The sequence below is a fragment of the Paenibacillus sp. FSL R7-0189 genome (assembly GCF_037969925.1).
Taxonomy (GTDB): domain Bacteria; phylum Bacillota; class Bacilli; order Paenibacillales; family Paenibacillaceae; genus Paenibacillus_AQ; species Paenibacillus_AQ odorifer.
In genome coordinates this window covers 591,243-616,845 of sequence record NZ_CP150223.1, presented here as the reverse complement: position 1 = coordinate 616,845, position 25,603 = coordinate 591,243, and the positions used below count along the sequence as shown (strand labels likewise).

Annotated in this window: 13 protein-coding genes; 11 read left to right on the top strand and 2 right to left on the bottom strand. The window is 48.0% G+C overall.

All coding sequences use genetic code 11. The annotated features are described in order from the left end of the window. Positions 1-105: 105 nt before the first annotated feature. Positions 106-933, bottom strand: a complete 828-nt coding sequence (locus tag MKY63_RS02675; protein ID WP_076214006.1) for a helix-turn-helix domain-containing protein — start codon at positions 931-933, stop codon at positions 106-108. A gap of 147 nt (positions 934-1,080) precedes the next feature. Between MKY63_RS02675 and MKY63_RS02670 the strand changes: the two genes are divergently transcribed. Next, positions 1,081-2,370 carry a Gfo/Idh/MocA family oxidoreductase gene (locus MKY63_RS02670; RefSeq protein WP_076214009.1) on the top strand — a complete coding sequence of 430 codons (1,290 nt, stop codon included), beginning with the start codon at positions 1,081-1,083 and terminating at the stop codon, positions 2,368-2,370. Between the two features lie 189 nt (positions 2,371-2,559). Here the strand turns inward: MKY63_RS02670 and MKY63_RS02665 are convergent, their stop codons facing one another. Beyond that, a complete protein-coding gene (locus MKY63_RS02665) occupies positions 2,560-3,822 on the bottom strand; it encodes a TraB/GumN family protein (RefSeq protein ID WP_076214012.1) in 1,263 nt (420 codons plus the stop codon). A 258-nt stretch (positions 3,823-4,080) separates the two neighbouring features. Between MKY63_RS02665 and MKY63_RS02660 the strand changes: the two genes are divergently transcribed. The 10 genes from MKY63_RS02660 to MKY63_RS02615 all read left to right on the top strand — a co-directional run bounded on the left by MKY63_RS02660 (position 4,081) and on the right by MKY63_RS02615 (position 25,473). Next, positions 4,081-5,202 (top strand): glycoside hydrolase family 88 protein, encoded by a 1,122-nt coding sequence (locus MKY63_RS02660; RefSeq protein ID WP_076104903.1) that lies wholly within the window; start codon positions 4,081-4,083, stop codon positions 5,200-5,202. After that, positions 5,192-7,354, top strand: a complete 2,163-nt coding sequence (locus tag MKY63_RS02655) for an alginate lyase family protein (RefSeq protein ID WP_339811451.1) — start codon at positions 5,192-5,194, stop codon at positions 7,352-7,354. The genes MKY63_RS02660 and MKY63_RS02655 overlap by 11 nt, the downstream gene beginning before the upstream one ends. Before the next feature lie 67 nt (positions 7,355-7,421). Then, the gene (locus MKY63_RS02650) at positions 7,422-9,143 is read left to right on the top strand and encodes a histidine kinase (RefSeq protein ID WP_076184730.1); all 1,722 of its coding nucleotides are present in this window, start codon (positions 7,422-7,424) and stop codon (positions 9,141-9,143) included. After that, positions 9,143-10,726, top strand: coding sequence for a response regulator (locus MKY63_RS02645; RefSeq protein WP_076224472.1), 1,584 nt, complete (start codon positions 9,143-9,145; stop codon positions 10,724-10,726). The genes MKY63_RS02650 and MKY63_RS02645 overlap by 1 nt, the downstream gene beginning before the upstream one ends. Before the next feature lie 169 nt (positions 10,727-10,895). After that, a complete protein-coding gene (locus MKY63_RS02640) occupies positions 10,896-11,825 on the top strand; it encodes a sugar ABC transporter permease (protein WP_051490863.1) in 930 nt (309 codons plus the stop codon). Positions 11,826-11,840: 15 nt separating this feature from the next. Then, on the top strand, positions 11,841-12,677 hold the full coding sequence (locus MKY63_RS02635; RefSeq protein ID WP_339811447.1) for a carbohydrate ABC transporter permease: 837 nt from the start codon (positions 11,841-11,843) through the stop codon (positions 12,675-12,677). Between the two features lie 141 nt (positions 12,678-12,818). Then, a complete protein-coding gene (locus MKY63_RS02630) occupies positions 12,819-14,216 on the top strand; it encodes an extracellular solute-binding protein (protein ID WP_076192894.1) in 1,398 nt (465 codons plus the stop codon). Between the two features lie 115 nt (positions 14,217-14,331). Further along, positions 14,332-15,606 carry an alpha-L-fucosidase gene (locus tag MKY63_RS02625; RefSeq protein ID WP_339172434.1) on the top strand — a complete coding sequence of 425 codons (1,275 nt, stop codon included), beginning with the start codon at positions 14,332-14,334 and terminating at the stop codon, positions 15,604-15,606. Between the two features lie 25 nt (positions 15,607-15,631). Beyond that, a complete protein-coding gene (locus MKY63_RS02620) occupies positions 15,632-17,464 on the top strand; it encodes a beta-galactosidase family protein (protein WP_339811445.1) in 1,833 nt (610 codons plus the stop codon). A 41-nt stretch (positions 17,465-17,505) separates the two neighbouring features. Next, a complete protein-coding gene (locus MKY63_RS02615) occupies positions 17,506-25,473 on the top strand; it encodes a polysaccharide lyase family 8 super-sandwich domain-containing protein (RefSeq protein WP_339811443.1) in 7,968 nt (2,655 codons plus the stop codon). Positions 25,474-25,603: the final 130 nt, after the last annotated feature.

Sequence of the window (25,603 nt, the reverse complement as noted above, 5' to 3'; positions counted from 1 at the left end):
ATGCCCCCGTCCCCGATGCCCCCATATGCCGACAACATTTCACATGTATACTTTCGGGCGACGGAGCGGCTACATAGAGAATCGGTTGTGATTTCTAACTGTGGATCAGCGGTTTTGCTTGCGATATTGCAAAGGCGAACATTTAACGATTTGCTTAAACACACGCCCGAAGTGGGCGATGCTGTCAAAGCCGGTATCCTCGGCGATGTTCGTAACTTTAGCGTTGGTGCTCTGCAAGAGACGTTGGGCTTCCTTGATCCGAATGTAGTTTAGATATTCTACGATGGTGAAGCCAGTTGTCTGCTTGAACACACGGCAGAGATAGGTGCTGCTGATGAAAAAGGTCTCAGATAGCCGCTCCAATGTAAGCTTTTCAGCATAATGTGCTTGTAAAAAATCGATAATTTCGTAGACTTTTAGCTGCTTCTCACTGCTCTCAGGGGCAATGGGCTCACGGCTTATTTCCTGTATTCTGTTCATTTCAATAAATAGTTGGATGAGCAGCGTCTGAAGATAGGAGATTTGCTGTGTCCGTGGTTCTGTTTGTTCTTTTAGCATGCTGAAAAGTAGATATTCAATGGCCCCCTGTTCATGTACTCCGGGCCGCAAAAGCAAGCTTTGTGAAGCCATAAATGGAAAATGCAGCTCGAAGTGCGCCAATGTTTTTTGCAGAAAGCTTTCCTCAAAGTTAATTAAGATCCGTTCATGGCTTGCAGAGCCTTTAGAGGTGGTACGATGGAGCTCGTTCTTGTTAATAAAAATCAGATCACCTTTTCGCAAGGTGTAGATCAGATTGTTAATGTAATAACTGCGTTCCCCGGCGAGTAAATAATAAATTTCATAAGTATCGTGATAATGGTCGGAATCCATGCTGAATGGACCGGCTCTTTTTATTTGCTCAATCATAAAAGGAGGCTGAGGCTCCTGTTCCATGCTAAATCTGCTCCTTTCAGATAATGAAGATAATATATGCAAAGTTTTTATTGTTTCTGCTAAGAATCGCTTAGATTCAGATGTATTTTATACTATACACTATAAGAAGAAAACGCTTTTAAATCAATAAGTGATGGAGTGATCCTGATGTCCAACAAGAAATATGCTTTCGTAGGAACTGGCGGCCGAGCGGAGTTTTTTTATGGGGAGATCACGACGAATTATCGTGAAACTTCTGAAATTGTAGGCTTTTGTGATGTGAATGGAGCAAGAATGGATTATGCGAACCGTTTGCTGGAGGAAAAATATAAATATCAAGCGGTTCCTACCTATAAAGCTCATGAGTTTGACCGTATGATTGAGGAAACCAAACCTGACACGGTTATTGTCACGAGTATTGACCGCACGCATCATCGTTACATTATCCGGGCGATGGAGCTTGGCTGCGATGTTATTTCGGAGAAACCGATGACAGTGGATGAAGAGAAATGTCAGGAAATTCTTGAAGCGATTGAGCGGACTGGGAAAAAGCTGCGTGTGACCTTCAATTACCGCTATGCACCACACAACACCAAAATCCGTGAACTTATTATTGACGGCGCGATTGGAGAAGTGCTTTCCGTCAACTTCGAGTGGCTGCTAAATACGCAGCATGGGGCGGATTACTTCCGCAGATGGCATCGTGATAAACGGAACAGCGGTGGTCTGTTGGTTCATAAATCCACACATCATTTCGATTTGATGAATTTCTGGCTGGGTTCGCGCCCAGATACGGTTTATGCGATGGGTGATCTAAGATTTTATGGCAGAGAAAACGCGGAGAAGCGCGGGGTGACTGAGTTTTATCAGCGTGCTCATGGTAGCAGTGCGGCGAAAAATGATCCGTTTGCCCTGCATCTTAAAGATAATGAGCAGTTAAAGCAGATGTATCTGGATACGGAGCATGAGGATGGTTACCTGCGAGACCAAAGTGTGTTCGGTGATAATATCAGTATTGAGGATACGATGGCGGTTATGGTCAAATACAAAAATAAGACGATTATGAATTATTCACTTAATGCTTATTTGCCTTGGGAGGGCTTCATTGTAGTATTTAATGGAACGAAGGGGCGGATGGAAGTAAAGGTCGTCGAACAGTCTTATGTAAATGCCGGAGGAAACAAGGAAGATGAAGGGGCGTTAAAAGACAAGCGGATCACGGTCTTCCCTCATTTCGGAGCACCTTATGAAGTGGAGATTGAAGAAGGAGTTGGGGGGCACGGGGGCGGAGATCCTGTGATGCTGCGTGATATTTTTGAATGTCCGCTAGAGGATCGCTTTAATCGTGCGGCTTCCCATGTGGACGGGGCGTTGTCTATTATGACCGGGATTGCGGCAAATCGTTCAATAGCTACTGGACTTCCAGTTAAGGTAGATCAGTTAATAAAATTGAAGTAGCCCGTTTATGAACAAGCGGCTATGGGTTCGGAGGGTGCGTTTCTCCAGAATCCCGGAGGGCCCTCCGCGCTGTCCGCACGTTAAGTCAACTTCTACTTTTAGATTAAGCTAAAAAAAGTAAAATACAAGGCTGTCTCTTAGTCATCTACGATGACTAAGAGACAGCCTTGTTTATTTTAGCTAAAACAATTATTGTTTGACGACGTTAAAGCCATCTTTTTGCAATTGGGTCACGATACCATCGTCACCGAGCATATGCAGCGCGCCAACGACGACAAGGTAAGTCGCTTTTTTATCACTATTCAAATATTCTTTTACATGCTTCACCATGTTGACGTTCCGATCGGAAACGAGGCCTTTATAATACTCTGGCTCTTGCGCGACCGCTTTTGTCATCGCTACGAGCGACTGCTCATCACCTTGCATCCACATTTGGGATAGTGCATCCAGTGAAGCTGCTGTGGAAGTATTGTCCGTTTGATTGAGGCTGCCGAGTGTGTCGACAAGAAGCTTTTCTTGCAATCCATCTGAGAACTGGTCGAACATATTCAGCTGCAATTGTGTGTTTTCCAGCTCAATAATAGGTTTGTTCAGCTTGCCTGCTTTTTGTAAAAAATATAAATCAATGCCGGTATCCGCCGTATAACTTGTAACTTGCATCTGTAGACTTGAGACACCTTGGGTAACGACCCACGGTTTGAAGGAATCGAATGCATTTTCCGCCAGACCATTTGCTTTTAGCAGTTGAGTCACTTTGTTATAGGTATCTGCGGATACATGATCCTTGAGCTTGGTTCCATCTGTATAAGAGCCTTTTTCCAAAATAAACTTTTGGATCTCAGCTTGATCAATCTTAGAGATATCTACTTCGACACCTAAATATTGCGAGGCTTCAAAGGCAGCTTCAATCTCCGGACGCAGCGGGTACATTTTGTCGTTAGCCACATGGATAGAACCAAGCAGATAGACGGTGTTGCCGTTGTTCTCCACTTTCCATAAGAATCCGGTGCTACCGGCAGCTTGAGTATTGGCCACAAAAGTGATGGTGCGCAGCGCTGGACTCCACTCCACCTTATAGCCGATCGTTTCTCCTATAAAGCGGACAGGAACATAGGTGACATTGTTGATGGTTTTAGGAGCCACCTCTAGTTTTTTCTTCTCCCCGTTTACCGTTGCGGTTGTGCTGCCAATGGTCAGTGAGAGGGCCAGTCCATTTTTGGTCCCTGTTACGGTTTGGGTTTTTTTATTCCAATTAATATTAACATTAAGCTTCTCTAGCAGGGGACGCATAGGAACTAGGGTCGTTCCTTTTTCTACAACAGGGTTAGAATTGCCTAACTTTATTTCGGTTCCATCAATCCATACACCGACAGGCTTTTCAGCAGCATGCGCAGTGGTAAAGACAGACATAACCATGAAAATGGATAAAAATAATGCACCTAGCTTTTTCATTAATAGGACACTCCGTTTCTAAAAAAGAATGAAAGATGTAAGTCACTCTCTGATTTTAACGTATTTTCCCATAAACAGTTATACCTTTTGTTACTATATTGATTTGATGCCTATGATTGGAAAGTAAACTTACAGTGCTTCACGTCATTCAGAAGTCAAAATAATGCACATCAAAGCAAAAATCGCCCCTATTAGATCCTGTTCACTCTCCTTATCATGAAACGTAAGAAACGGAGACCTGAAGGGAGCAAGGAACTTATGTGGAGCAGTGCGATTGAAGATGCGATAGAGAAGGTACGTAAGAACATAGACCGGTTCGGGGGCAGTTTCCCTCATGTCAGCAGGAATGGAACTTATCAGCTTAATAACAACGACGACTGGACTAACGGATTTTGGAGCGGCATGTTGTGGTTGTGTTATGAATATACGCGGGATGACAGCTTCCGTATTGCGGCATCCCATACCGTAGAAGATTTCCGCCGCCGTTTCGCGGCAAAGACCGTGCTTGATCATCACGACATTGGCTTCCTGTATTCGTTATCCTCTAAAGCCCAGTGGATTATAGATAAAGACGAATCTGCGCGTCAACTGACATTGCAGGCGGCAGACCTGCTGCTGAAGCGCTGGCGTACAGCTGGCGGTTATATTCAGGCATGGGGACCGGAGGGGGATGCTCAGGAAGGCGGGCGCATCATTATTGATTGTCTGTTAAATCTTCCCCTTTTGTATTGGGCAGAAGAACAGACCGGTGATTCCGTATACAGGGAGGTGGCGGTCATGCAGGCGGAGAAAACGAGACGGTATCTGGTACGGGGAGATGACAGCTCTTACCATACGTTTTTCTTCGACCCGAAGACCGGAGAGCCGATTGGCGGCGCCACACACCAGGGTTTTACTAACGGATCGACCTGGACGCGCGGGCAGGCTTGGGGTGTTTACGGTTTTGCGTTATCTTACCGCTATACCAAAGATCCGTTGTATTTGGAAACGTCCAAGCGGATGGCCCGCTATTTTCTGGAGCATTTGCCGCAGGATCATGTCGCTTACTGGGATTTTAATGCTCCGGTATCTCCGGATACTTACCGGGATAGCTCGGCCTCAGCAATAGTAGCAGCCGGACTACAGGAACTGCTGGAGCTAATGGATGGGGAGGATTCTGAGCGGGCTTATTTTCAGCAGGGATTAGTGCAGTCGATGACTTCGCTTGTGCAGAACTATTCCACGCTCGGCGAAGAGGCGGAGGGGCTGCTGAAGCATGGTTCTTACCATGTGCGCGGCGATCTGTCTCCAGATGACTTCATGATCTGGGGAGATTATTTCTATCTCGAAGCATTGATACGGCTGCAAAATGGCAACAAGGGGTACTGGTATGAACGCTGATGTCAGACAAATCTCCCCCTATGCCGTCTTTGCGCTGCTCGATCTTGAGTTGCCCGCTTTAGCTCTAGTGAAGAATGCGCTCAGCCAAGCTCGGCAGGACGATGCGCTGACTGAATTGCATCGGTATTTGACCCGCCGGACCACGCCGGGCTGGCGGATAGAGGATAACCGGAAGCAGCAGCTTATTGACTATGTACAGCGCTATTGTGCAGACGAGCGGGAAGCTGTAATGAAGACAGCGGATGAAGTTGTGGAGCAGACGTTTCTCTTTCGTTTTCCCTGGGATATGGAGCGCAGCCGCATTCCGGTTACCTTTGAGGAAGAAATTGACTGGCGTCATGTTCCAGACAAGGATGTAGAATGGGCTTATATGCTGAATCGCCACCGCTACTGGGTGGCATTAGGACAAGCGTATACGATAACAGGTAAAGAGGATTATGCGAGAGCATTTTGCTGCCAGCTTGAAGATTGGATAGACCGTAACCCCGTTCCAGACAAGCCTACGAATGATACGCTGACATGGCGTACAATTGAAGCGGGCCTTCGTTGTGCTAACTGGATTAAAGCGCTGTCTTATATACAGGATAGTCCGCTGCTCACACCGACGCTGCTGGCCAAAGTGATGATATCTCTCCATGAACACGGCCAATATTTAGCTTTATCGTTTACGGGCTGGAAGAAGATCAGCAACTGGGGGGTGCTGGAGACTTGTGGTTTGTTCCAAACTGCGCTCTACTTCCCTGAGTTCACTAGTGCCAATAACTGGCGACAGCTCAGTGAGGAGAGATTGGGAGAGACGGCGCGAATTCAGATTATGGCGGACGGCATCCACTGGGAGCAATCGCCCACCTATCACCATGAGGTTTTGGTATGTTTTCTCGACTTCATCCGCTTAGCCCGATTGAACGGACTGGAGCTTCAGGAAGAATTTCAGCAAAAGGTTCAGCAAATGGCTGTCGCTTCATTATATTGGGCCAAGCCGAATCACCGGCAGCCGATGCTTGGCGATAGTGATGACAGCGATATCCGTTCGCTTTTGACTTATGCGGGCTGGTTATTTCAGGATGCTGTACTCCGCTTTGGCGGATACGATCAAATGGATTATGACAATGCCTGGTTGTTTGGGATAAATGGAGTTGAGGGCTACGAGCGGCTGAATGCGGAGTTACCGCCAAACTTGTCACACGCCTATGCACATTCCGGACATTATGTGATGCGAACGGGCTGGGACGAGCAGGATTTGTACCTATATTTTCACTGCGGACCGCTTGGGGGTGGACATGGGCACGCGGATCTGCTACATTTCGATCTGTATGCCTATGGGCGGGATCTGCTTACCGATCTTGGCAGATACAACTATAGTGATCATACACCACTTAGAAAAGCGCTAAAAGAAAGCGCTGCCCATAATACGACCACTGTCGACGGAATTGGATTTACCGAAGTCACGGATACATGGTCCTTCTCTCAGATTGGGAAGCCAACGGGCTGCCAATGGATCAGCCATCCGGACTTTGATTATGTAGAGGGCAGCCATGACGGCTACCGTCATTTGGATGATCCGGTCTACCCGTTAAGGAGGATCCTATTTATTAAGCCTTTTTACTGGCTTCTGGTGGACAGCTTCAGTTCCCGGCAGGAGCATACATTTTCCCAGCATTTTCATTTTGCACCCGGAACGGTTCAGATGGAAGATGGAACGCTAATATGCCGTACCAAAAATGAGCGGGAAGCCAATCTTTGTATCCTTCCTGTTCATGTTGATGGTCTTCAGGGCAGGGTTGATGCTGGGGTAATCTCCCGCGAATATAATCTGCTGGAACCCAATCAGTATGCTGTGTACTCCCGAAAGGGGAAAGGAACGGTCTCGATCATGCAGGTGCTGTACCCGCAGTCTGCGGGCGAGTTGTTCTGTCCGCTCGTCGAACAGGTGCCGATTTACCGCCATACGGGTGAACCGGTGGCTGCTGCACAGGCGGAGGCCTGCCGTATCATCCTCCCCGAAAGGAATGAGGAGCATATTATCGTGATCAGCCACGAGATTCCATCCAGTCATTTAGATTCCTATGTAGTGGAAGGCGTACAAATTTTTGGAGAAGTAGTGCTTATTGTTTCTGCAGACGGTCAAAAGAAAGTCACGGTAATCAGATAATGTATGAATACTGGACAACGGGCTGATAGAATAAAAGAAAAGAGCATGAGAGAGGCGCGGAGAAAACATGTTCAAATTCACTTACTATAGACGTATCCAGGTTTCATTTCTTTTGCTGATTTTTATCCCGCTGATTGCAGTATCGATCATCTCCTTCGTGCTCATCCGGGATACGATGGTAGAGAAGCTGCAGCTCAGCAACGATAACTTCCTGAACGTTATGATTGACGAACTAAATAAAACTATTGATGATGTGACGTTCGCTTCCCATTTTATTGTAAACGATACCAATTTCCGCGCTAATCTGAAGTCATTTGCGGATACTGAGCGGCTAAATAGCTATCAGGATTATGTACATTTTACGCAAATTCAAGATGTGTTTTCGCTCATCAACTCTAAGCCGTTGAATAATAATATCCGCATGTATTTGGTCAACCGGAAACACTTTGTGATCTCCTCTGGGACGGAGAATTTATCTGTAATCAATGCTAACCTGGACAAGTTGATGAGCCGTGTCAATATCCACGAACCGGAGACCTTGCAATGGCTTGGGATGGCTGACAGCGGTTCCGGTAAAAGCAGCAGCTATTATATTGCCAGAGTAATCTATGACAGCCGGGAGAAACAGCAGGTGTCCGTGCTGCTTATCTCAATTCCTGAATCCTATTTCAATAAATTGCTCGGACCCGTCGAATTTGGCAAGGTTGCGTTATTTGATTCTGGAGGAGGCTTGATCGCTGGGAACTCAGAATTGGCTTCAGAAGGCAAGGAAGCGAGAGGAAGCGTTCGTACAGCCAGAGCTATCGACAAATCCAATTGGCAGCTGATCTATGAAGCTTCGGAGAAAGAATGGTCGGGCCAGATCTCGCGGACGTTTTATAGTGGCATTGGCTTGGTACTCCTCTTATTTATTGTCTTTTCGGCTACCTCCATGCTGATTGCCAAAAGATTGCATAGTCCGATCATGAAGCTGCAGCGCGTTGTGCGCCAGTTCGGGATGGGGAATCTTGATGTCAGGCTGGAGGTCAAGGGCAAGGATGAAATCGCTGAGCTGGGGCAGACGTTGAATACTATGCTGGACCAGCTGCAAGGACTGATTCACGACATCGAGCTGGAGCAGGAACAGAAGCGGGTGATGGAGCTGGAGGCGCTGTTTATGCAGATTCGCCCCCATTTTTTGATCAATACGTTGAATTCGATTAAATGTAGCCTTATTTTGGCCAAAGATAAGCTGCATAGCGGGATCATCGATTCATTAATGAGTCTGCTCCGGGCTTATTTGAAGGTCAATGAACCGGCTACCTTGCGGGAAGAATGCAAACTGCTTGGCCATTATATCGATATTATGAAGATCCGTAACGAAATCCCTCTTGAACTGGAGGTCGATCTGGAAAAGGATACAGAGAAGCTCATCGTCCCTAAGCTAATTTTGCAGCCCCTTGTAGAAAATGCAATCGTCCACGGATTGGTTGACCACCCGGCACCGCGTATTGTCGTTCGCTCGCGAACGGTCCCTGATGGGATCATGATTGAAGTTGAAGATAATGGCTGCGGTGCAGGGGCTGAAGTTCTGGCGGGCCTGAACCGCAGGTTACTGTATAAGGACGATGAACAGGATGAAGCTTATCAAAGGGTCGGTTTAATGAACGTGGTTCAAAGGCTGAGGCTGACCTATGGTCAGGATACCCGCTTGTCGCTGCATAATCTGCCGCAGGGAGGGGTTTCCGTTTCTCTGTATTTGCCGCAAGGCAATCATCAGGTTAATCTGTCAGAGAGAGAGGGATATTGATGTATAAAGTGATGCTCATAGACGATGATGTTCCTATGCTCAAAGTGCTTCAGCAGATGATTGACTGGGAGGCACATAGCTTGCAGATTGTCGGCAGCACCTATTCCAGTGCCAAGGCGTTATTAATGTTTGAGGAAGTGCAGCCTGACATTGTGATCACGGATATTGGTTTGCCGCAAAAGAACGGGATTGAGCTAGCCGATTGCTTCACCCGCATGAAGCCGGAGGTCAGAATTATTTTCCTGACCTGTCATGAGGATTTCCATTATGCTCAGCAAGCGGTAAAGCTGAAAGTGGATGATTATTTAATCAAGGACCAGCTTACAGAAGAGCAACTGGAGAAAAGCCTTGCCAAGTCCGTACACTTGCTTAAGTCGAAGATCGGGTTGATCAGCCATGGGGAGACAGGCTACAACAGCCAGCTCTTCCGGCAGAACCTGCTCCAAAGGGTGATTGGCGGTGCTCCGCCTGAAACCACACTGGCCTATGCGGCGCAAATCGGCATATCCTGGACGTATCCGTGGTTTATGCTGGGCACGGTCAGTATTCATTTTTCCAGCTTCGACAAGCGATACAAGCAGAGTGAGTATCCACTTATTTTATATGCTATTTACAATATAGCCTTGGAATTGTCCGAAACGTGTGAAGGGATTACGCCTTTCTTGGAGCAAAAGAATATTGTGATTTTATATAATTACCGTGTGAATCTGGCGCAGAATGCCAGTCTTCATTTTCATGATTATTTACAGCGGCTGTGTTCTGAATGCTCCCATCTTCTTAAGATTCAACCGGGCATTATTGCCGTCACAGAGAAAATGGAGCTACAGGCGATTGGTCAGATCCATCGGCAGATAGTTCAGGACAAATGCGAGTTCTATGCAAGTGCGGATTACACGGTTCTGGATACTTTGCAAATCGCTTCTCCACGTTTCCAGCCTGCTCCCCAAGGATTTCTGGACAGCTATATCCCGCAGATGGAACGGGCCGTGATTAAAAAAGACCTTGAAGCCATCCGTAGCACTCTACAGGAAATCGCTAGGACTGCAAAAGCAATGTCTATTCATCCTGGCGATTTCGCCCGGGATTTATCCTTTATGCTCCGCGGCATCGAGTTAATGTTTACGAGCCTGATGTTCGATGAGGATCTGTTCGTCTATCTCGTGCAGACCCGCACACTTGAAGATACGATGGAACTGGTGGAAAGAAAGCTTGTACAGATTACAGGCAGCAAGCAGCAGGTGACAGGAGCTTCTCCGCAGGAGCCCAAGCTGCAGCTTATCCAGCAGTATATCGACCAGCATCTTGGCGATAATATCACCTCAATTGATATGGCACGTTATCTGTTTCTGGATCCAAGCTATTTTTCGCGTTATTTCAAGCGCATGACTGGCCTGACCTTTACGGACTATGTACATCAGCACAAGATGAAGGTCGCTACCAAAATGCTGAAAATCTCCAGCCAGAACCTGGAGTCGCTGGCCGTCGGCCTGGGATATTCGGACAGAACCTATTTTTCAAAAGTGTTCAAAAAATATGTAGGAACAACGCCAAGCGAATATAAATCCAAACATTCGGTACGCTGAGAAGCACAATTGTTAATGATATGAACAGACGCGCCGCCCCTCTAGGGCGGTTTTTTGTTGTCGGCGGACAAAGGTCAAAATCTTGCACATTCCGGGTCATAATCACTCCTTCTTGCGGAAGGCGGATGTATTACTATAATGACAAATCAAATTGTCGAGGTGATACAACGTGGAGGCTGCAAAACAACCTGTGCCAAAAATTCTGCAAGAGAAGCGGAAATTCTGGACTCCGCAACGGAAAGAGGCTTTAACCGGGTGGCTGTTTTTGGCACCGGAAATTGTCGGGATGCTTTTTCTTAATGTATTTGCGCTTGGATTCTCACTTTATTTGAGCTTCTCGAAATGGGATCTATTGTCGGGAGTCAAAGGAATCGAGTTCATCGGATTGGATAACTATATCAAAATGTTCCATGATCCGAGTATCATTCAAGCTTTGAAGAACAATGCTTTTTATATGATTATGACCGTGCCGATACCGATTGCGATTGCGCTGGTGCTCGCGGCATTGATTCAAAACAGTGTGTTCCTCAAAAATTATTTTAAAGTAGCTTTCTTTATTCCTTATATTTCTTCGATTATTGCGATAGCTGCCGTATGGAGTGCATTGTTCCATCCGTCTCTTGGACCGATCAATCAGTTGCTGATGGAGTTTGGAATTTCCAGCCCTCCGAAATGGCTAGTTGATCCAAAGACGTCACTGTTATCCATTGCTATTATCAGTTCTTGGGCGAGTCTTGGCTACACCATTATTATCTATATGGCTGGCTTGACGAATATTTCCGATGAAATCTACGAAGCCGCCGAAATAGATGGCGCCAGCGCGCTGAAAAAATTCTTTGCCATCACAGTTCCGATGCTGCGTCCGACCACATTTTTCCTGCTTATTACCATGCTGATTGGCTCGTTTAAGGTGTTCGACATCATCGCCTTTTTGACCGAAGGCGGCCCGAATAATTCTTCTACCGTGCTTGTGTTCAGGATCTATGAGGAAGGGTTCAAATACTACAACATGGGCTACGCTTCTGCAATTTCCTGGCTGCTATTCGCTGTTATCGGCTTGATTACCGCAGCCACTTGGAAAATGAGAAATGAAGAATAAAGGGGGGAGATTAACATGCAACTGATTAGAAAAAATATGTCCAGAGTGATCACTACCTGCATCATGGGGGCTTTGTCCATTGTATTTCTTATTCCGCTGATCTGGATGATTACCGCAGCCTTCAAATATGAAAAAGATGTAATGCGCTTCCCGATCCAATGGATTCCCGAGAAGATCAATGTAGCGTATAATTTCAAGATGGTTTGGATGGGACGGGTACCTTTCTCCCATTTCTATTTAAACTCCTTTAAAGTTGCGATTATTACAACCTGCATCACACTGATCATTTCATCTATGTCGGCGTATGCCTTGACCAAAATCAAGTTTAAAGGACGGAATATGGTCTTTCTGGCGCTGCTGTCATTCATGATTATTCCTGACCAGGCCACGCTGATTCCGCGTTTTCTGCTGATTCGTTGGTTCGGCCTCTATGATACTCATGCTGCTATCGTATTAATGAGTATGTTCTCCATTTACTTCACGTTCTTGCTGCGGCAATTTATGATTGGTATCAGCGACGAATATATTGAAGCGGCGCGAATTGATGGTGCAGGCCATTTGCGGATATTCTGGTCTATCATTGTTCCGCTCTGCAAGCCGGTGCTCGCTACCGTGGCGATCATTAAATTTATCTGGACCTGGAATGACTACCAGAATCCGCTGATCTTCTTGCTAAACAAGAATCTGTACACTATCCCACTCGGTATGACACTGTTCCGAGATGATTATTCGAACAACTATGCGATTATGATGACGGCAGCCGTTTCGGCGATCATCCCATTGGTCATCGTGTTCATTGCCCTGCAAAAGCAAGTCATTAACGGAATCTCCTTGGGAGGCGTAAAGGGCTGACTTGCGAGTCTGCAAAAGAGGGTAAAAGTCAAAAATGTGATCCTACTACAGCAAAATTGTGCACTTGGCCTGTACAGCGGGTGCCTATAATAAGAAATGAACAAGGCACTATACTTAAATTTCAGTGCGGGGGGAAGTAAAATGAAAACAAAGGGCAAAAAAAGATTATCCGTTGTACTAGGCTCCATGCTGGCGGTTTCCTTAACGTTAAGCGCCTGTGGAAATTCCGGAAATTCAGAGAAGAATGGCGGTGCTGAAGCCAGTACGAATACCGGGAACACCAAGGTGGACAAGCAAGTCGCCATCAAATATTACAACTGGGACAATGAAGCCCAATCAGCAGGCACGGATGCCATGCTGCAGGAATTTATGGATCAGAACCCAAATATCAAGGTAGAGCATGTGACACTCGTTCCCGGTGATTCTGTGGAGATGCTGAAGAAACTCGACTTCCTGATTTCATCCGGCGAAGCGATTGACGTTGTTCAGGTACCAAGCCTTGGAGGCGTACTTGAACGGGCGACCCGGGGAGCACTTGCCCCGCTGAATGAATTCTATGAGAAGGATAACCTCGTTCCTGAGGATGAATATTATGTGAATGCTAAGGTAGACAACAACTATTATGGGATGCAATATACCAAGAGCAGCAACTATGTAATGCTGAACAAAGATGCACTGGATGAAGCTGGGCTGCCTGTACCTACTTTTGGCTGGACATGGGATGACTATCGCGACTATGCCAAAAAACTGACCAAAGGTGAAGGCGTAGACAAACGTTACGGCACATACTTCCACACCTGGGAGTTGTATATGAACGCTCCGGCCCAAACGATGATGAAAGATCCATTCGTGTATGATGACGGGACGACCATTTTCGCGGATCCAACCTATAAATACTTCTTCCAGCTGCGCAAAGATATGGAGTCTGCTGATAAATCTGCGAAAACTTATGCAGACGCTTTAGCGGCTAAGCTCAATTACCGCACGGAATTCTTTAATGAAGAAGCCGCTATGATTCTGGCTGGTAACTGGACGATTGCTGATCCGGGCAATACTGAGCAGTATCCGCATGATTTCAAGACAGCTTTTGCTCCGGTACCGGTGCCTCCGGCAGGATCGGAACCGAAAGAATACGAGGGCAAATACTTCACCAGCGGCAATATGCTGGCGATGGGCGCTACTTCGAAGAACAAAGAGGCGTCTTTCCAACTGATGAGATTTATGTCAACGGCTGTTAGTGATAACAGACTGGAATTCTCCGGTTATAAAAAAGCGGATAATGAAGCCTTGCTGACCAAACTGGTAGCTGGCAAAGAGGATATGTATGATATGGATTCACTCAAATATACACTCTTTGACAGTGCAATCCAGTTCCTTGATGGTGCGCAGGTGATGACGACGGCAACGTCCGAATTGACCAAAATAATCGATGACGGCTTCAGCAGATTTATGCTTGGAAATGAATCGATTGATAAGGTGCAGCAATGGATGGTTGATGAAGCAACAAAAATTATCAACGAAAAAGGTGTCATCAAATAAACAGGGAATAAGCAAGTATCACAAGTTGTGGACGAGGCTTTGGAAGGTCATCAACTGGCTTTCCAAAGCCTTATTTATATATTGGGTCTACACAAACATATGGGAGAGTGTAGAAATGATGGAAAGCAGATTTTCACAGAACAAGCCGGAAGAGAAATTGGCGCTGCCTTCTAGGGAACAGCTGGAGTGGCAGGACCTGGAGCTGGGGATGTTTTGCCATTTTGGCATCAATACGTTTTGCGATCAGGAGTGGGGAGAAGGCAATGATTCACCTGCGGTCTTCAATCCGCTTCATTTGGATGCCCACCAATGGGTTAGTACAGCCAAAGAAGCTGGATTCCGTTATTTTATACTGACAGCTAAACATCATGATGGCTTCTGCTTGTGGCCGACTGCGACAAGTACTTATTCTGTGGCTTCTAGCCCATGGAAAGAAGGGCGCGGCGATGTCGTCAAGGAATGCGCGGAGGCTTGCCGTGAACTTGGAGTTGGCTTCGGCATTTATTTGTCTCCGTGGGACAGACATGAGCCCTGTTATGCAGATCCGCAAGCGTACGATGATTTCTATGCCCTGCAATTGCAGGAATTGCTTACGGGCTATGGTCCGCTTACGGAAATTTGGTTCGACGGCGCAGGGTCGGAGGGCCGCAATTACGATTGGCAGCGGATTATGGATCTGATCAAGCGCCATCAGCCAGGCGCCATGGTGTTTAATATGGGGGCACCAACGATCCGCTGGGTTGGCAATGAGGATGGCGTTGCTCCTTATCCATGCTGGAACACTGCGAATTCTGCGCGGGGTAGCATGTTCAGTGAAGCTTCATTGAACTGGCTTCCCGGAACGCCGAGCTGGGTGCCTGCGGAATGCGATGTGCCCATCCGTAAAGACCGCTGGTTCTGGCATCCTGAGGAGGAGCATCTGCTGCTGTCTCTGGAGCAGCTAATGGATATTTATTATCGTTCGGTTGGACATGGGGCAACTTTGCTGCTCAATGTAGCTCCTGACAACCGCGGGCTGTTTCCGGAGGCTGATGTGCAGCGGCTTCTGGAATTCGGCAAGGAGATAAGACGCAGATTTGACAAGGCTCTGGCGGTAACAGCAGGTACTGGAGATATTGTTGAACTGGAATTGCCAGCAGCTACTGTGATTGATCATGTCGAGATTATGGAGGATATCGCTTACGGCGAAAGAGTAGAAGGATATATGCTGGAAGCGTACAGCAACGGAGCGTGGCTGGAGTTGAAGCGTGGCAGTTCGATTGGCCATAAGAAAATCGACGCCTTCCCTCCGGTTGTCGCAGAGAAAATCCGCTTACGGGTGTCAGAAGCTGCCGCAAGCCCCAAGATCAGACGGCTTGCCGTCTACCACTGCGGGGAATCGTTAGAATAAATATTAATAAAGGAGGTTGTCGATAATGAGCCTGCTCACCTGGAACGACGGACACTATTTGCTGGACGGACAGCCTTATCGTATCGTATCGGGAGCCATTCATTATTTTCGGGTTGTGCCTGAATATTGGAAAGACCGGCTGCTGAAATTGAAAGCCTGCGGATTCAATACCGTGGAGACCTACATCGCCTGGAATATACATGAACCTAAAGAAGGGGAGTTCGTATTTGATGGCATGGCCGATGTGGTATCTTTTATCGAGCTGGCTGGGGAGCTTGGGCTTCATGTTATTGTCAGACCGAGTCCATTCATCTGTGCGGAGTGGGAGTTCGGAGGCCTGCCGGGCTGGTTGCTAGCTTACGGGGAACTCCAGCTTCGCTGCTGTGACCCTCTTTATTTAAGCAAGGTAGACCGTTATTACGATGAGCTAATTCCTCTGCTGGTTCCGCTGCTCTCCACACATGGCGGACCAATTCTGGCCGTTCAGGTAGAAAATGAATATGGCAGCTATGGTAATGACAGTGGCTACCTGGGCTATATGCGTGATGGACTGGTCAGCAGAGGGATCGATGTGCTGCTCTTTACTTCCGACGGGCCAACTGATGAGATGTTGCTCGGCGGAACACTGGAGGATGTGCATGCGACAGTCAATTTCGGCTCCAGTACAGAGGAATCCTTCCGCAAATATCGGGAATACCGCTCTGAAGAGCCGCTTATGGTGATGGAATACTGGAACGGCTGGTTTGATCACTGGATGGAGGATCATCATGTACGCGATGCCGGGGATGTAGCAGGTGTTCTGGATGAGATTCTGACCCAGGGCTCCTCATTTAATATGTACATGTTCCATGGTGGAACCAATTTTGGTTTCTATAATGGTGCGAATCATATCGTCACCTACGAGCCAACGACTACAAGCTATGACTATGATGCCCCGCTCACGGAATGGGGAGATACGACGGCGAAATTTGAAGCTGTCCGGTCGGTACTCAGCAACCATGGATTTGCCCCGACTTGTCCACTCCCTGAGCCGATTCCGAAGATTTCTTACGGGAAAGTCGCTTTGACGGAAAGAGCGGAACTATTCACGGCTTCCAATCTGGAGAAGTTATTAGAGACGGTGAACAGCGTGTGTATACAGCCGATGGAGAAGCTCGGACAATCCTATGGTTTTATATTGTACAGCACTTTTGTGCAGGGACCGCGGTCCAGACAGAAGCTTTACATCGAGGGCGTGCGCGATCGGGCGCAGGTCTTCCTGGATGGACAGGTGCTTGGGGTGATTGAGCGCTGGAATCCGCTGCCACTGGAACTTTCCATCCCCGCTGGGGGAGCGCAGCTGGATATCCTCGTCGAGAACATGGGACGAATCAATTACGGGCCGCTCATTCGCGATCCGAAAGGGATTCTGGACGGGGTTCGGATTGATAACCAGCTGCAATATAACTGGACGATTCGTACTTTGCCGTTGGAACAGGAACAGCTGGCTTCACTAGCGTACAAGAAGCATCCGGTGGAGAAGCAGCAAGCTGCGCCCCTTTCGGGTCTGCCCGGATTCTACCGGGGGAGCTTCGAGGCGGAGGAGATTGGCGATACCTTTCTACGATTCGATGGATGGAATAAAGGGGTCGCCTGGATTAACGGATTTAATCTGGGCCGTTACTGGAACGTTGGACCGCAGCGGGCGCTATATATCCCTGGTCCACTCTTGCGCAAGGGGTGCAATGAGCTGGTTCTTTTGGAGCTGCATGGCCGTGCGGAGACTTGCGAGATTGAGCTTGTGAACCTTCCTGATCTGGGAAGAACTTCGGCCGTCGATGACGCCGTGTTGAATTTTGTGCAGGATGATAACTTGTAGATGCCTTTAGCTTTAACCAATTCTAAGATTGGGGTGAACAAATGCGTAAACCAAGTCTATTTTTAGTATTAGTTCTCATTGTTGATCTTTTTTCTTCCTGTGGGGGAGTTCTTTATCCCTCGCATAGCAGGGCATCTGCGGCTGCATCAAATCTTATGCTTAACGGAAGCTTTGAGAATACAACGACAGCCCTTGACTCAACCTGGACAGGGGTTACAGACGCTGCTCCGGTGGGCTGGAGCTTATGGGTCCCTACAGGTAGTGGGAAAGGCACGAATAAAACAGCGAATATCAAGATAGACGCTGGCACTGCGCATGAAGGAACCCGGTCCATGCTGTTCGATGCCTTTGCCACAAGCAGGATTTCCATCAATCAGGGGGTAACTTCGGTTATCCCCGGTAAATCCTACAGACTTAAAGTCTGGTTAAAGACGGACAACGTCACTGGACAGGGAGCCTACTTTAGAACACAGTATTACAATACTGCCAAAGTGGGAGATGGACCTTCCTCTCCCAAAATAACAGGCACACAGGACTGGAGTATGCAGCAAGTACTTCTAACTATGCCGGCTAACGCGACGAAGCTAGTCATCGAGCCTTTTTTGGAGACTGGAAAAGGAAAGCTATGGATAGATGATATCGCATTGGAGGAATATGCGGGTCTTACAGGAATTGCGCTAGACCGTACGGCCTTTTCTATGGTCAAAGGGGACACGGTTGCACTTCTGCCGACTTTATCCCCTATAACGGCGGTGGATAAAACGGTAGTGTGGACTTCGAGCAATCCAGAAGCTGCGACTGTGGACGCACTTGGTAATGTAATGGGTACGGGGATCGGTTCTTCGACCATCAAGATCGCCACACCGGATGGTAGCCTTGCAGCTGAATGTCTGGTTACTGTCGAAGCTCCCGACACGATACAGGCCTACAATAAACTGAGGCTGAAATGGTACGACCGATTAAGTGGTGGTCAATACGATGGGAGTGATCCTGATATAGCTGCTAGTATTAGCGCTCAGGCTGCATCGGCTGCTGCACTTTGGGAGAGTATGGATAAATCCTCCGGCCGCACTTCCTTGTGGAGTGATACCGCGAGCACTACAGATTCGCAGTTTATTACAAGCGCTTACAATCGCTTGAAGACTATGGCATTGGCCTATTCTGTGGAGGGATCGGAGCTTTACGGCAACAGCGCTTTGGCGAACGATATTGTAAGCGCAATCAATTGGATGTATACAAACCGCTATAATCCGAGCAAAAGCGCTTATGGGAACTGGTGGGACTGGGAGATTGGCACGCCGCAGATTGTGAATGATCTTATGGTGCTCATGTATGACTATCTAACACCGCAGCAAATCAATCAGTATCTTGCGGCTATTGATGCCTTCTGTCCAGACCCCAAAGTAGGGTCGGTTCTTGGCGTTAAGGGCACGAAGATGACGGGAGCAAATCTACTAGATAAAGCGCTTGTGGTCACGGTAAGAGGCGTGATTGGCAACAACAGTGCAAAGATCATTCAGGGCCGTGATTCCATTGGCTCCGAGTATGTGTACACGACTCATGGTGACGGTGTGTATAAGGATGGTTCCCTCGTTCAGCATAATAATATTGCCTATACGGGTGGATATGGTTCGGTCTGGCTCAAAGGGACGGCGGACATGTCTTATCTGCTGACCGATTCTCCATGGCCAATAACGGACCCGAATGTTCTGAACATTTACGAATGGGTGGCTCAGACTTACGAGCCGGTGATCTACAACGGTCATTTTATGGATTCGGTAAATGGCAGAGGTATATCTAGAAAAGGAAGCGGCAGCGCAAGAGGGTTAATTGTCACCTTGCTGCGGATGGCTGAAACTGCTCCGGAGAATATTGCAGTATCTATTAAGCAAGCGGCGAAAGAATGGATTTCAGCGAATATGACATCCGGCAATTATTATGAAGGGTTGTCGCTTGCCGATATAACGATTGTGAAAAAGCTGATGAATGACGGGAAGATCAATCCAAGAGGAGCTCTCATTAAGAATCAGGTATTCGCCGGCATGGACCGGGTGGTTCATCTACGCGAAGGTTACGGCTTCAGCTTGAGTCTGTTCTCGAATCGCATCTCGGCGTTTGAGAAAGGGAACAACGAGAACCTGAAAGGATGGTATACGGGGATTGGGATGACCTATTTATACAATCAGGATCTGACCCAATACCGCAATGACTTCTGGCCTACCGTCAATTCCTACCGCTTGTCTGGCACGACAACGGATGGATCGGGGCAGGGAATGGTGCCTGTGGAATGGAAAAGTTACATGAATCCGAAAACCTGGGTGGGTGGATCGTCGCTGGAAGGCCTATACGGTGCAGCAGGTATGGATTTCTCACTCTCCCAAGTGACCGGTAGCGATTTGCAAGGCAAGAAATCCTGGTTTATGTTCGATGATGAGATTGTGGCGCTTGGTTCGGGAATTTCCAAATCAACTGCCGGCCCGCAGTCTGTTGAGACGATTATCGATAACCGGATGCTTAACGAAGTGGGAAACAACAAACTTCTAATCAACGGAGCTGTAGAACCGTCACAGTCCGGATGGTCAGCGACGTTAAAGAACGTTCAATGGGCCCATCTGGAGGGTAATGTGTCAGGTGCCGACGTGGGCTACTATTTCCCTGAAGCTCCAAGTATACTGGCGCAACGTGAAGCCAGAACCGGCAGTTGGAAAGAGATTAATGCCACTCAATCCGATGTTCCCATTACGCGCAACTATTTAAGCCTGGCAGTTGAGCATGGAGATACGCCTACGAATGGCTCATACTCCTATGTTCTGTTGCCTAATCGTGACATTTCAGGTACTGAGGATTACAGTGGCAACCCGGATATCGAAGTGCTGCGCAATACAGAGGATGTGCATGCGGTCAGAGAGAAGAAGCTGGGCATAACCGCCGCTAATTTCTGGAATCCAGGAACGGTAGATTCCATCAAGGCACTCAATCCAGCTTCCGTGATGATTCGGCAGATCGATCAGGAGCTTGTCGTTTCGGTGTCTGATCCTACTCAGTCGCAAAACCTATTGTCCCTGGAACTGGATATACCGGGGTTGACACTGCTCAGCAAAGATAGCAAGACGGATGTAGTGCAAGCTTCGGGAAATACAGTTATAACGGTGGATGTGAAGAATTCTATAGGGGCAACGCATGTATTGAAATTTAATATTACTGAAGGAGAGACTCCAAAAGACGAATATGACGAGCTTCGTGGAAGATGGGTGGAGTATTTGACCGGAGGGCAATCCTTCGACCCGAATAACCCGGACATTGCCAAGTCTATAAAGACTTTATCCGATAAGATCAGTAATCAGGAGCGAACTGGATTCTGGGATACGATGAACAAGCAAATGAACCGTACTTATTTATGGAGCGATAAGCCGGGCAGCACAGCGGATGCTTTTGATACGGCAGCCTCTTATAACCGGTTGAAGGATATGGCTATTGCCTTTTCGACATCCGGCTCACCATTGTACGAGAATATGCAGTTGAAATCAGATATTCTGGATGGTTTAGATTTCTTATACGCGAATTGGTATAACGAAACTAAACTGGAGAAAGGCAATTGGTTCGAATGGGAGATCGGCATTCCGCTTGCATTGGGAGATACGATGACCTTAATGTTCGAGTATTTGTCAGCCGATCAGATTACCAAATATACCAAAGCCATTGATAAATTCTGCCCGGACCCAACCAAACGGACCAATCAACCCTCGTTGATGGAAACCGGCGCGAATCGGCTGGATAAAGCACTGGCAGTGGTCTTGAGGGGCATTTATAATCGTGACAGCGCGAAGATCAAACAAGGGCGGGATGCAGTTAGCCAAGTATTACCCTATGTGACCCGCGGAGACGGATTTTATGAGGACGGCTCCTTTATCCAGCATAATAATATTGCTTATACCGGCAGTTATGGGGCTGTATTGCTTGGCGATATGATGAAAATGATGACTTTGCTGACAGGGTCCTCTTGGCCGCTGACTGATACCAATATGAAGAATGTATACAACTGGGTAACGGATTCTTATGAACCTCTCGTCTACAGAAAATTAATGATGGATATGGTGTTCGGTAGATCGATAGCCCGGGGAAACCGGCAGCTCGTGCCTTGGTCGCATATTTTGCGGCTGGCTTCTTCCGCGCCACCGGAGCAAGCGGCCCGATTTAAATCGATGGTGAAGTATTGGTTCGAAGCCGATACGGTAGTAGAAAGTTATTACGACGGTCTAAGAGTAGCCGATATTGTTCTGCTCCAGACGCTTATGGACGATCCAGAGGTGCAGCCATCAGGAGACCTTACTGTGCATAAGCAGTTTTCGGCTATGGACCGGATTGTCCACCATCGGCCTGGATATGCCTTTGGGATCAGCATGTCTTCGGCCCGAATTGCCAACTATGAAGCGGGCACAGAGAATCTGAAGGGCTGGTATACAGGCGAAGGCATGACCTATCTGTATAATCAGGATCTGGATCAATATGCAGATGCATTCTGGCCGACCGTGAACGCTTATCGTCTGCCTGGGGTTACATCGGATGGGGCAAGTCGCGGTGCAGCCAAGACTACATCTAAAACATGGGTGGGAGGATCATCCATAGACGGCCTTTATGGAGCGGCCGGCATGGATCTGGATCCGGATAACAGCACATTGTCCGGTAAAAAGTCCTGGTTCATGTTCGATGATGAAATCGTAGCACTTGGGGCAGGCATTACAAGCACGGATAACCGCAAGGTGGAGACCATCGTAGATAACCGTAAGCTCAAGGCGAGCGGAGACAATGTACTTACGGTCAACGGAGAGGCCAAGCCATCCGCGCTGGGTTGGTCTGAGTCAATGAATCAGGTGCATTGGGCACATCTGGAAGGCAATGTTCCCGGCTCGGGAATCGGTTATTATTTCCCTGATGCCCCAACGATAGACGGTCTGCGTGAGTCTCGGACTGGCGCATGGAAGGATATTAATCAAGGGGGATCAACGGAGCCGATTACGAGAAATTATGCCAGCCTGTCGATTGCTCAAGGAACGAATCCGGTGAATCAATCGTATTCGTATGTGCTTCTGCCGAATCAGGATGAAACGGCGACAGCGCGCTACAGCAGTAGTCCTGACATCGAAATTATAGCCAACACGGATAGTGTGCAAGCCGTCAAGGAACAGAAGCTGGGACTTACGGCTATGAACTTCTGGGTACCGGGAATGATCGAATCCGTGCGCGCCAATCATCCAGCCTCCATTATTATCAAGGAGTCTGGAGATGAACTGACGATAGCCATTTCGGATCCGACACAGTCTCAATCTGTGGTGAATGTGGATGTCGGCAGAACCGCGCTGGAAGAGCTGATGAAAGATCCAACCGTAACGGTACTGCAGACCTCACCGAGGATTGAACTCGCAATTCATACCAGCGGGTCCAAAGGAAAAAGCCATGTTGTCAAGTTCAGAATTGATCCGAATGCCGAGCCTTCTGAGCCTTCCGATTCGGAACCAGACGAAGCGGCAATAACGAAGCTGTATGTTTCTGAAGATGCGTATGTCAATGGAGGATCGAAAGCTGCAGTCAATTATAGTTCGGTCAATTACTTGCAGATCAGAAATGGCAGCGGGGACACAGACAGAAGGGTTTATCTAAAATTCGATCTGAGTCCATTTCTCGGTGAAGTTGGTTCTGTGAAGCTGAATGTGTTCGGAAAGACAAATGACGGGGCAGGCACTTTGTCCGATATCGGTGTATTTGGAGTCCAAGATGATGATTGGACGGAGGCAACGCTAAATTACAATAATGCTCCAAAAATCGGTACTCAAGCTGCGCTGCAGACTTTTTCCGGACCGGAGCAGTGGCGGCAGTTCGATATTACCTCATGGGTTGGCACGGAGTTCCCTTCCGATCCGGTGATAAGTCTGGCTCTTAGGCAGGTAGGCTATAATCTCGCCACAGACATAAGAAGCCGTAAGAATGAGAATGGCAAATATGCCGCGTATCTGGAAATTTTGCCGGAAGATACAACACCTCCAGTCACGAAGGCTACCATACTTGGAGAAACAGGAGAAGGGGGCGCATATAAGGGCAAAGTCAATATCACTTTTGATGTCACCGACCAATCCAATGGGGGAGCTGTCGGCTGGGGAGTCAAGCGGACAGAATACCGGCTCAATGGTGGTGCATGGAATACGGTTACTCAGAGCGTATATATCGAGAACCCCGGAACCTTCGGGATCGATTATCGTTCGGTGGATAAGGCTGGAAATGTAGAGCCTTTCCGACAGCTTCAGGTGACAGTCATGGAGCCTACAGAAAGAGTCTCAACGGCAATTAGCGGCCCGGAAAGCCTGGCTGTCGGGGAGACCGGAACGGCGGTTACTTCGGTAGTGTACAGCGATGGCAGCCGTTATATAGTAACCGAAGGTATAGTCTATGAGAGCAGCGATCCTAACGTCGCAAGTATAGGCAAAGATGGCCATATTGAAGCTAAAGGACCGGGCGTTTCGGTTATTTCATCCGTATATGACAACATGACCGCTTCCTATTTATTAAAGGTGTATGGACAACTGCCGGAGCTCGTCTCTATTTCGTTAAGCGGTCCGACATCCTTGGAAATAGGGCAGAGCGGTAAGGTGGTCACAACGGCGGTATATAGTGATGATAGCCACCTTACGGTAACCGAGGGTGTGATCTACGAGAGCAGTAACAGGAAGGTAGCCACAGTAACGGCAACGGGGCAGCTGCAAGCACTTGATCCGGGCATGACTGTGATTACTGCAAGTTACGGAGGACGGCAGAGCAGTCTGAGGCTTCAGATTCTACAAGCGGAAGAGACTACTTCAACTGTTCCGAGTCCGCAACCACAAGTGCCTTCCGTACCGGAGGTAACGGCGGGGCGGCTGCAACTAAACGCAGCTTCGTTGAACGATCTTTCGGAAGCCATTGTCTACGAGGGTAAATTGAGAATGCTAGTATTGCCGGGGATGGCAGCAGACATGCTCAAACAGAAGCCGCTTCGGGTAGAGGCTTCTAACTTTAATGTGACCCTTCCGGCAGCGGTGCTTCAACAATTGCGGGGTTTGATTCCTGCGGAGCAATTGGCCGGCAGCCAGATCTTTCTGGAGGCTTCTGAGGTGAATGGGGAAGCGGCGCAGAGAATACTAGCTAGCGCAGAGAAGAAATCTGGTGCAGTGCTAAACCAGGCAGGAGAGTTCCTTCTCTTTAACCTGTATATTGTTGCTGGTGACGGTACAAGAAGCATACTTCCCAAATTTGTTGAGCCCGTTACATTAGAGCTTAACGCCTACCCTGAGGCCAAAAGGAATTTGCTCGGCGGCTATTATTTTCCGGATTCCGGAAATATAGAGTATGCGGGCGGTTCCTGGCTGAAGGGCAAGGTGGCTCTGCGCACCGAACACTTAGGCACATATGCCGTGCTGGAATACAACAAATCGTATGACGATGTTCCTTCTGGACATTGGGCGGCGGCGGTTGTACAAGAGCTAACGGCCAAACATCTGATTCAAGGAGTCAGACTTCGGAATTTCGAGCCGAACCGGTCAGTGACCCGTGCAGAATTTACAGCTATGCTGATCCGCTTGCTGGGACTTGAAGGGAAATCATCTACAGCATTTGCGGATGTATCTGCGGATGAGTGGTATGCGGAGGAAGTGGCGCAGGCTGTAGAGGCGGGGATAGTCCATGGGGTGAGTGAGACTCTCTTCGCTCCAGAAGCCCCTATTTCCCGCCAAGAGATGGCGGTCATGGTGATGCGAGCCTACGAATATGTCAGCGGGAAAAAGGTGGAACCGAAGCCTGTAATCCAATTCGGTGACTTGCGTGCGGCTGCCTCATGGGCCCGTGAATCGATCATTGCTGCCCAAGCCCTTGGACTTATCCAGGGTCGAAGTGACCAGCAATTCGCTCCGGGAGGCTCAGCAACTCGAGCTGAGAGCGCAATGGTTCTATACAATCTTTTAGCAATTAAGACTGAAAAGTAAGAATTTGAAGCCAGGGCTTTGGGTAGGTTCAGTAGAACCATTCCAGAGCCCTTTTGGCGTTTAGAGAAATCGGCAGATTTGGATGGGCAGAGCTTTCGTTGAGGTTTCATTTCTACTCGGTTTGTGAATA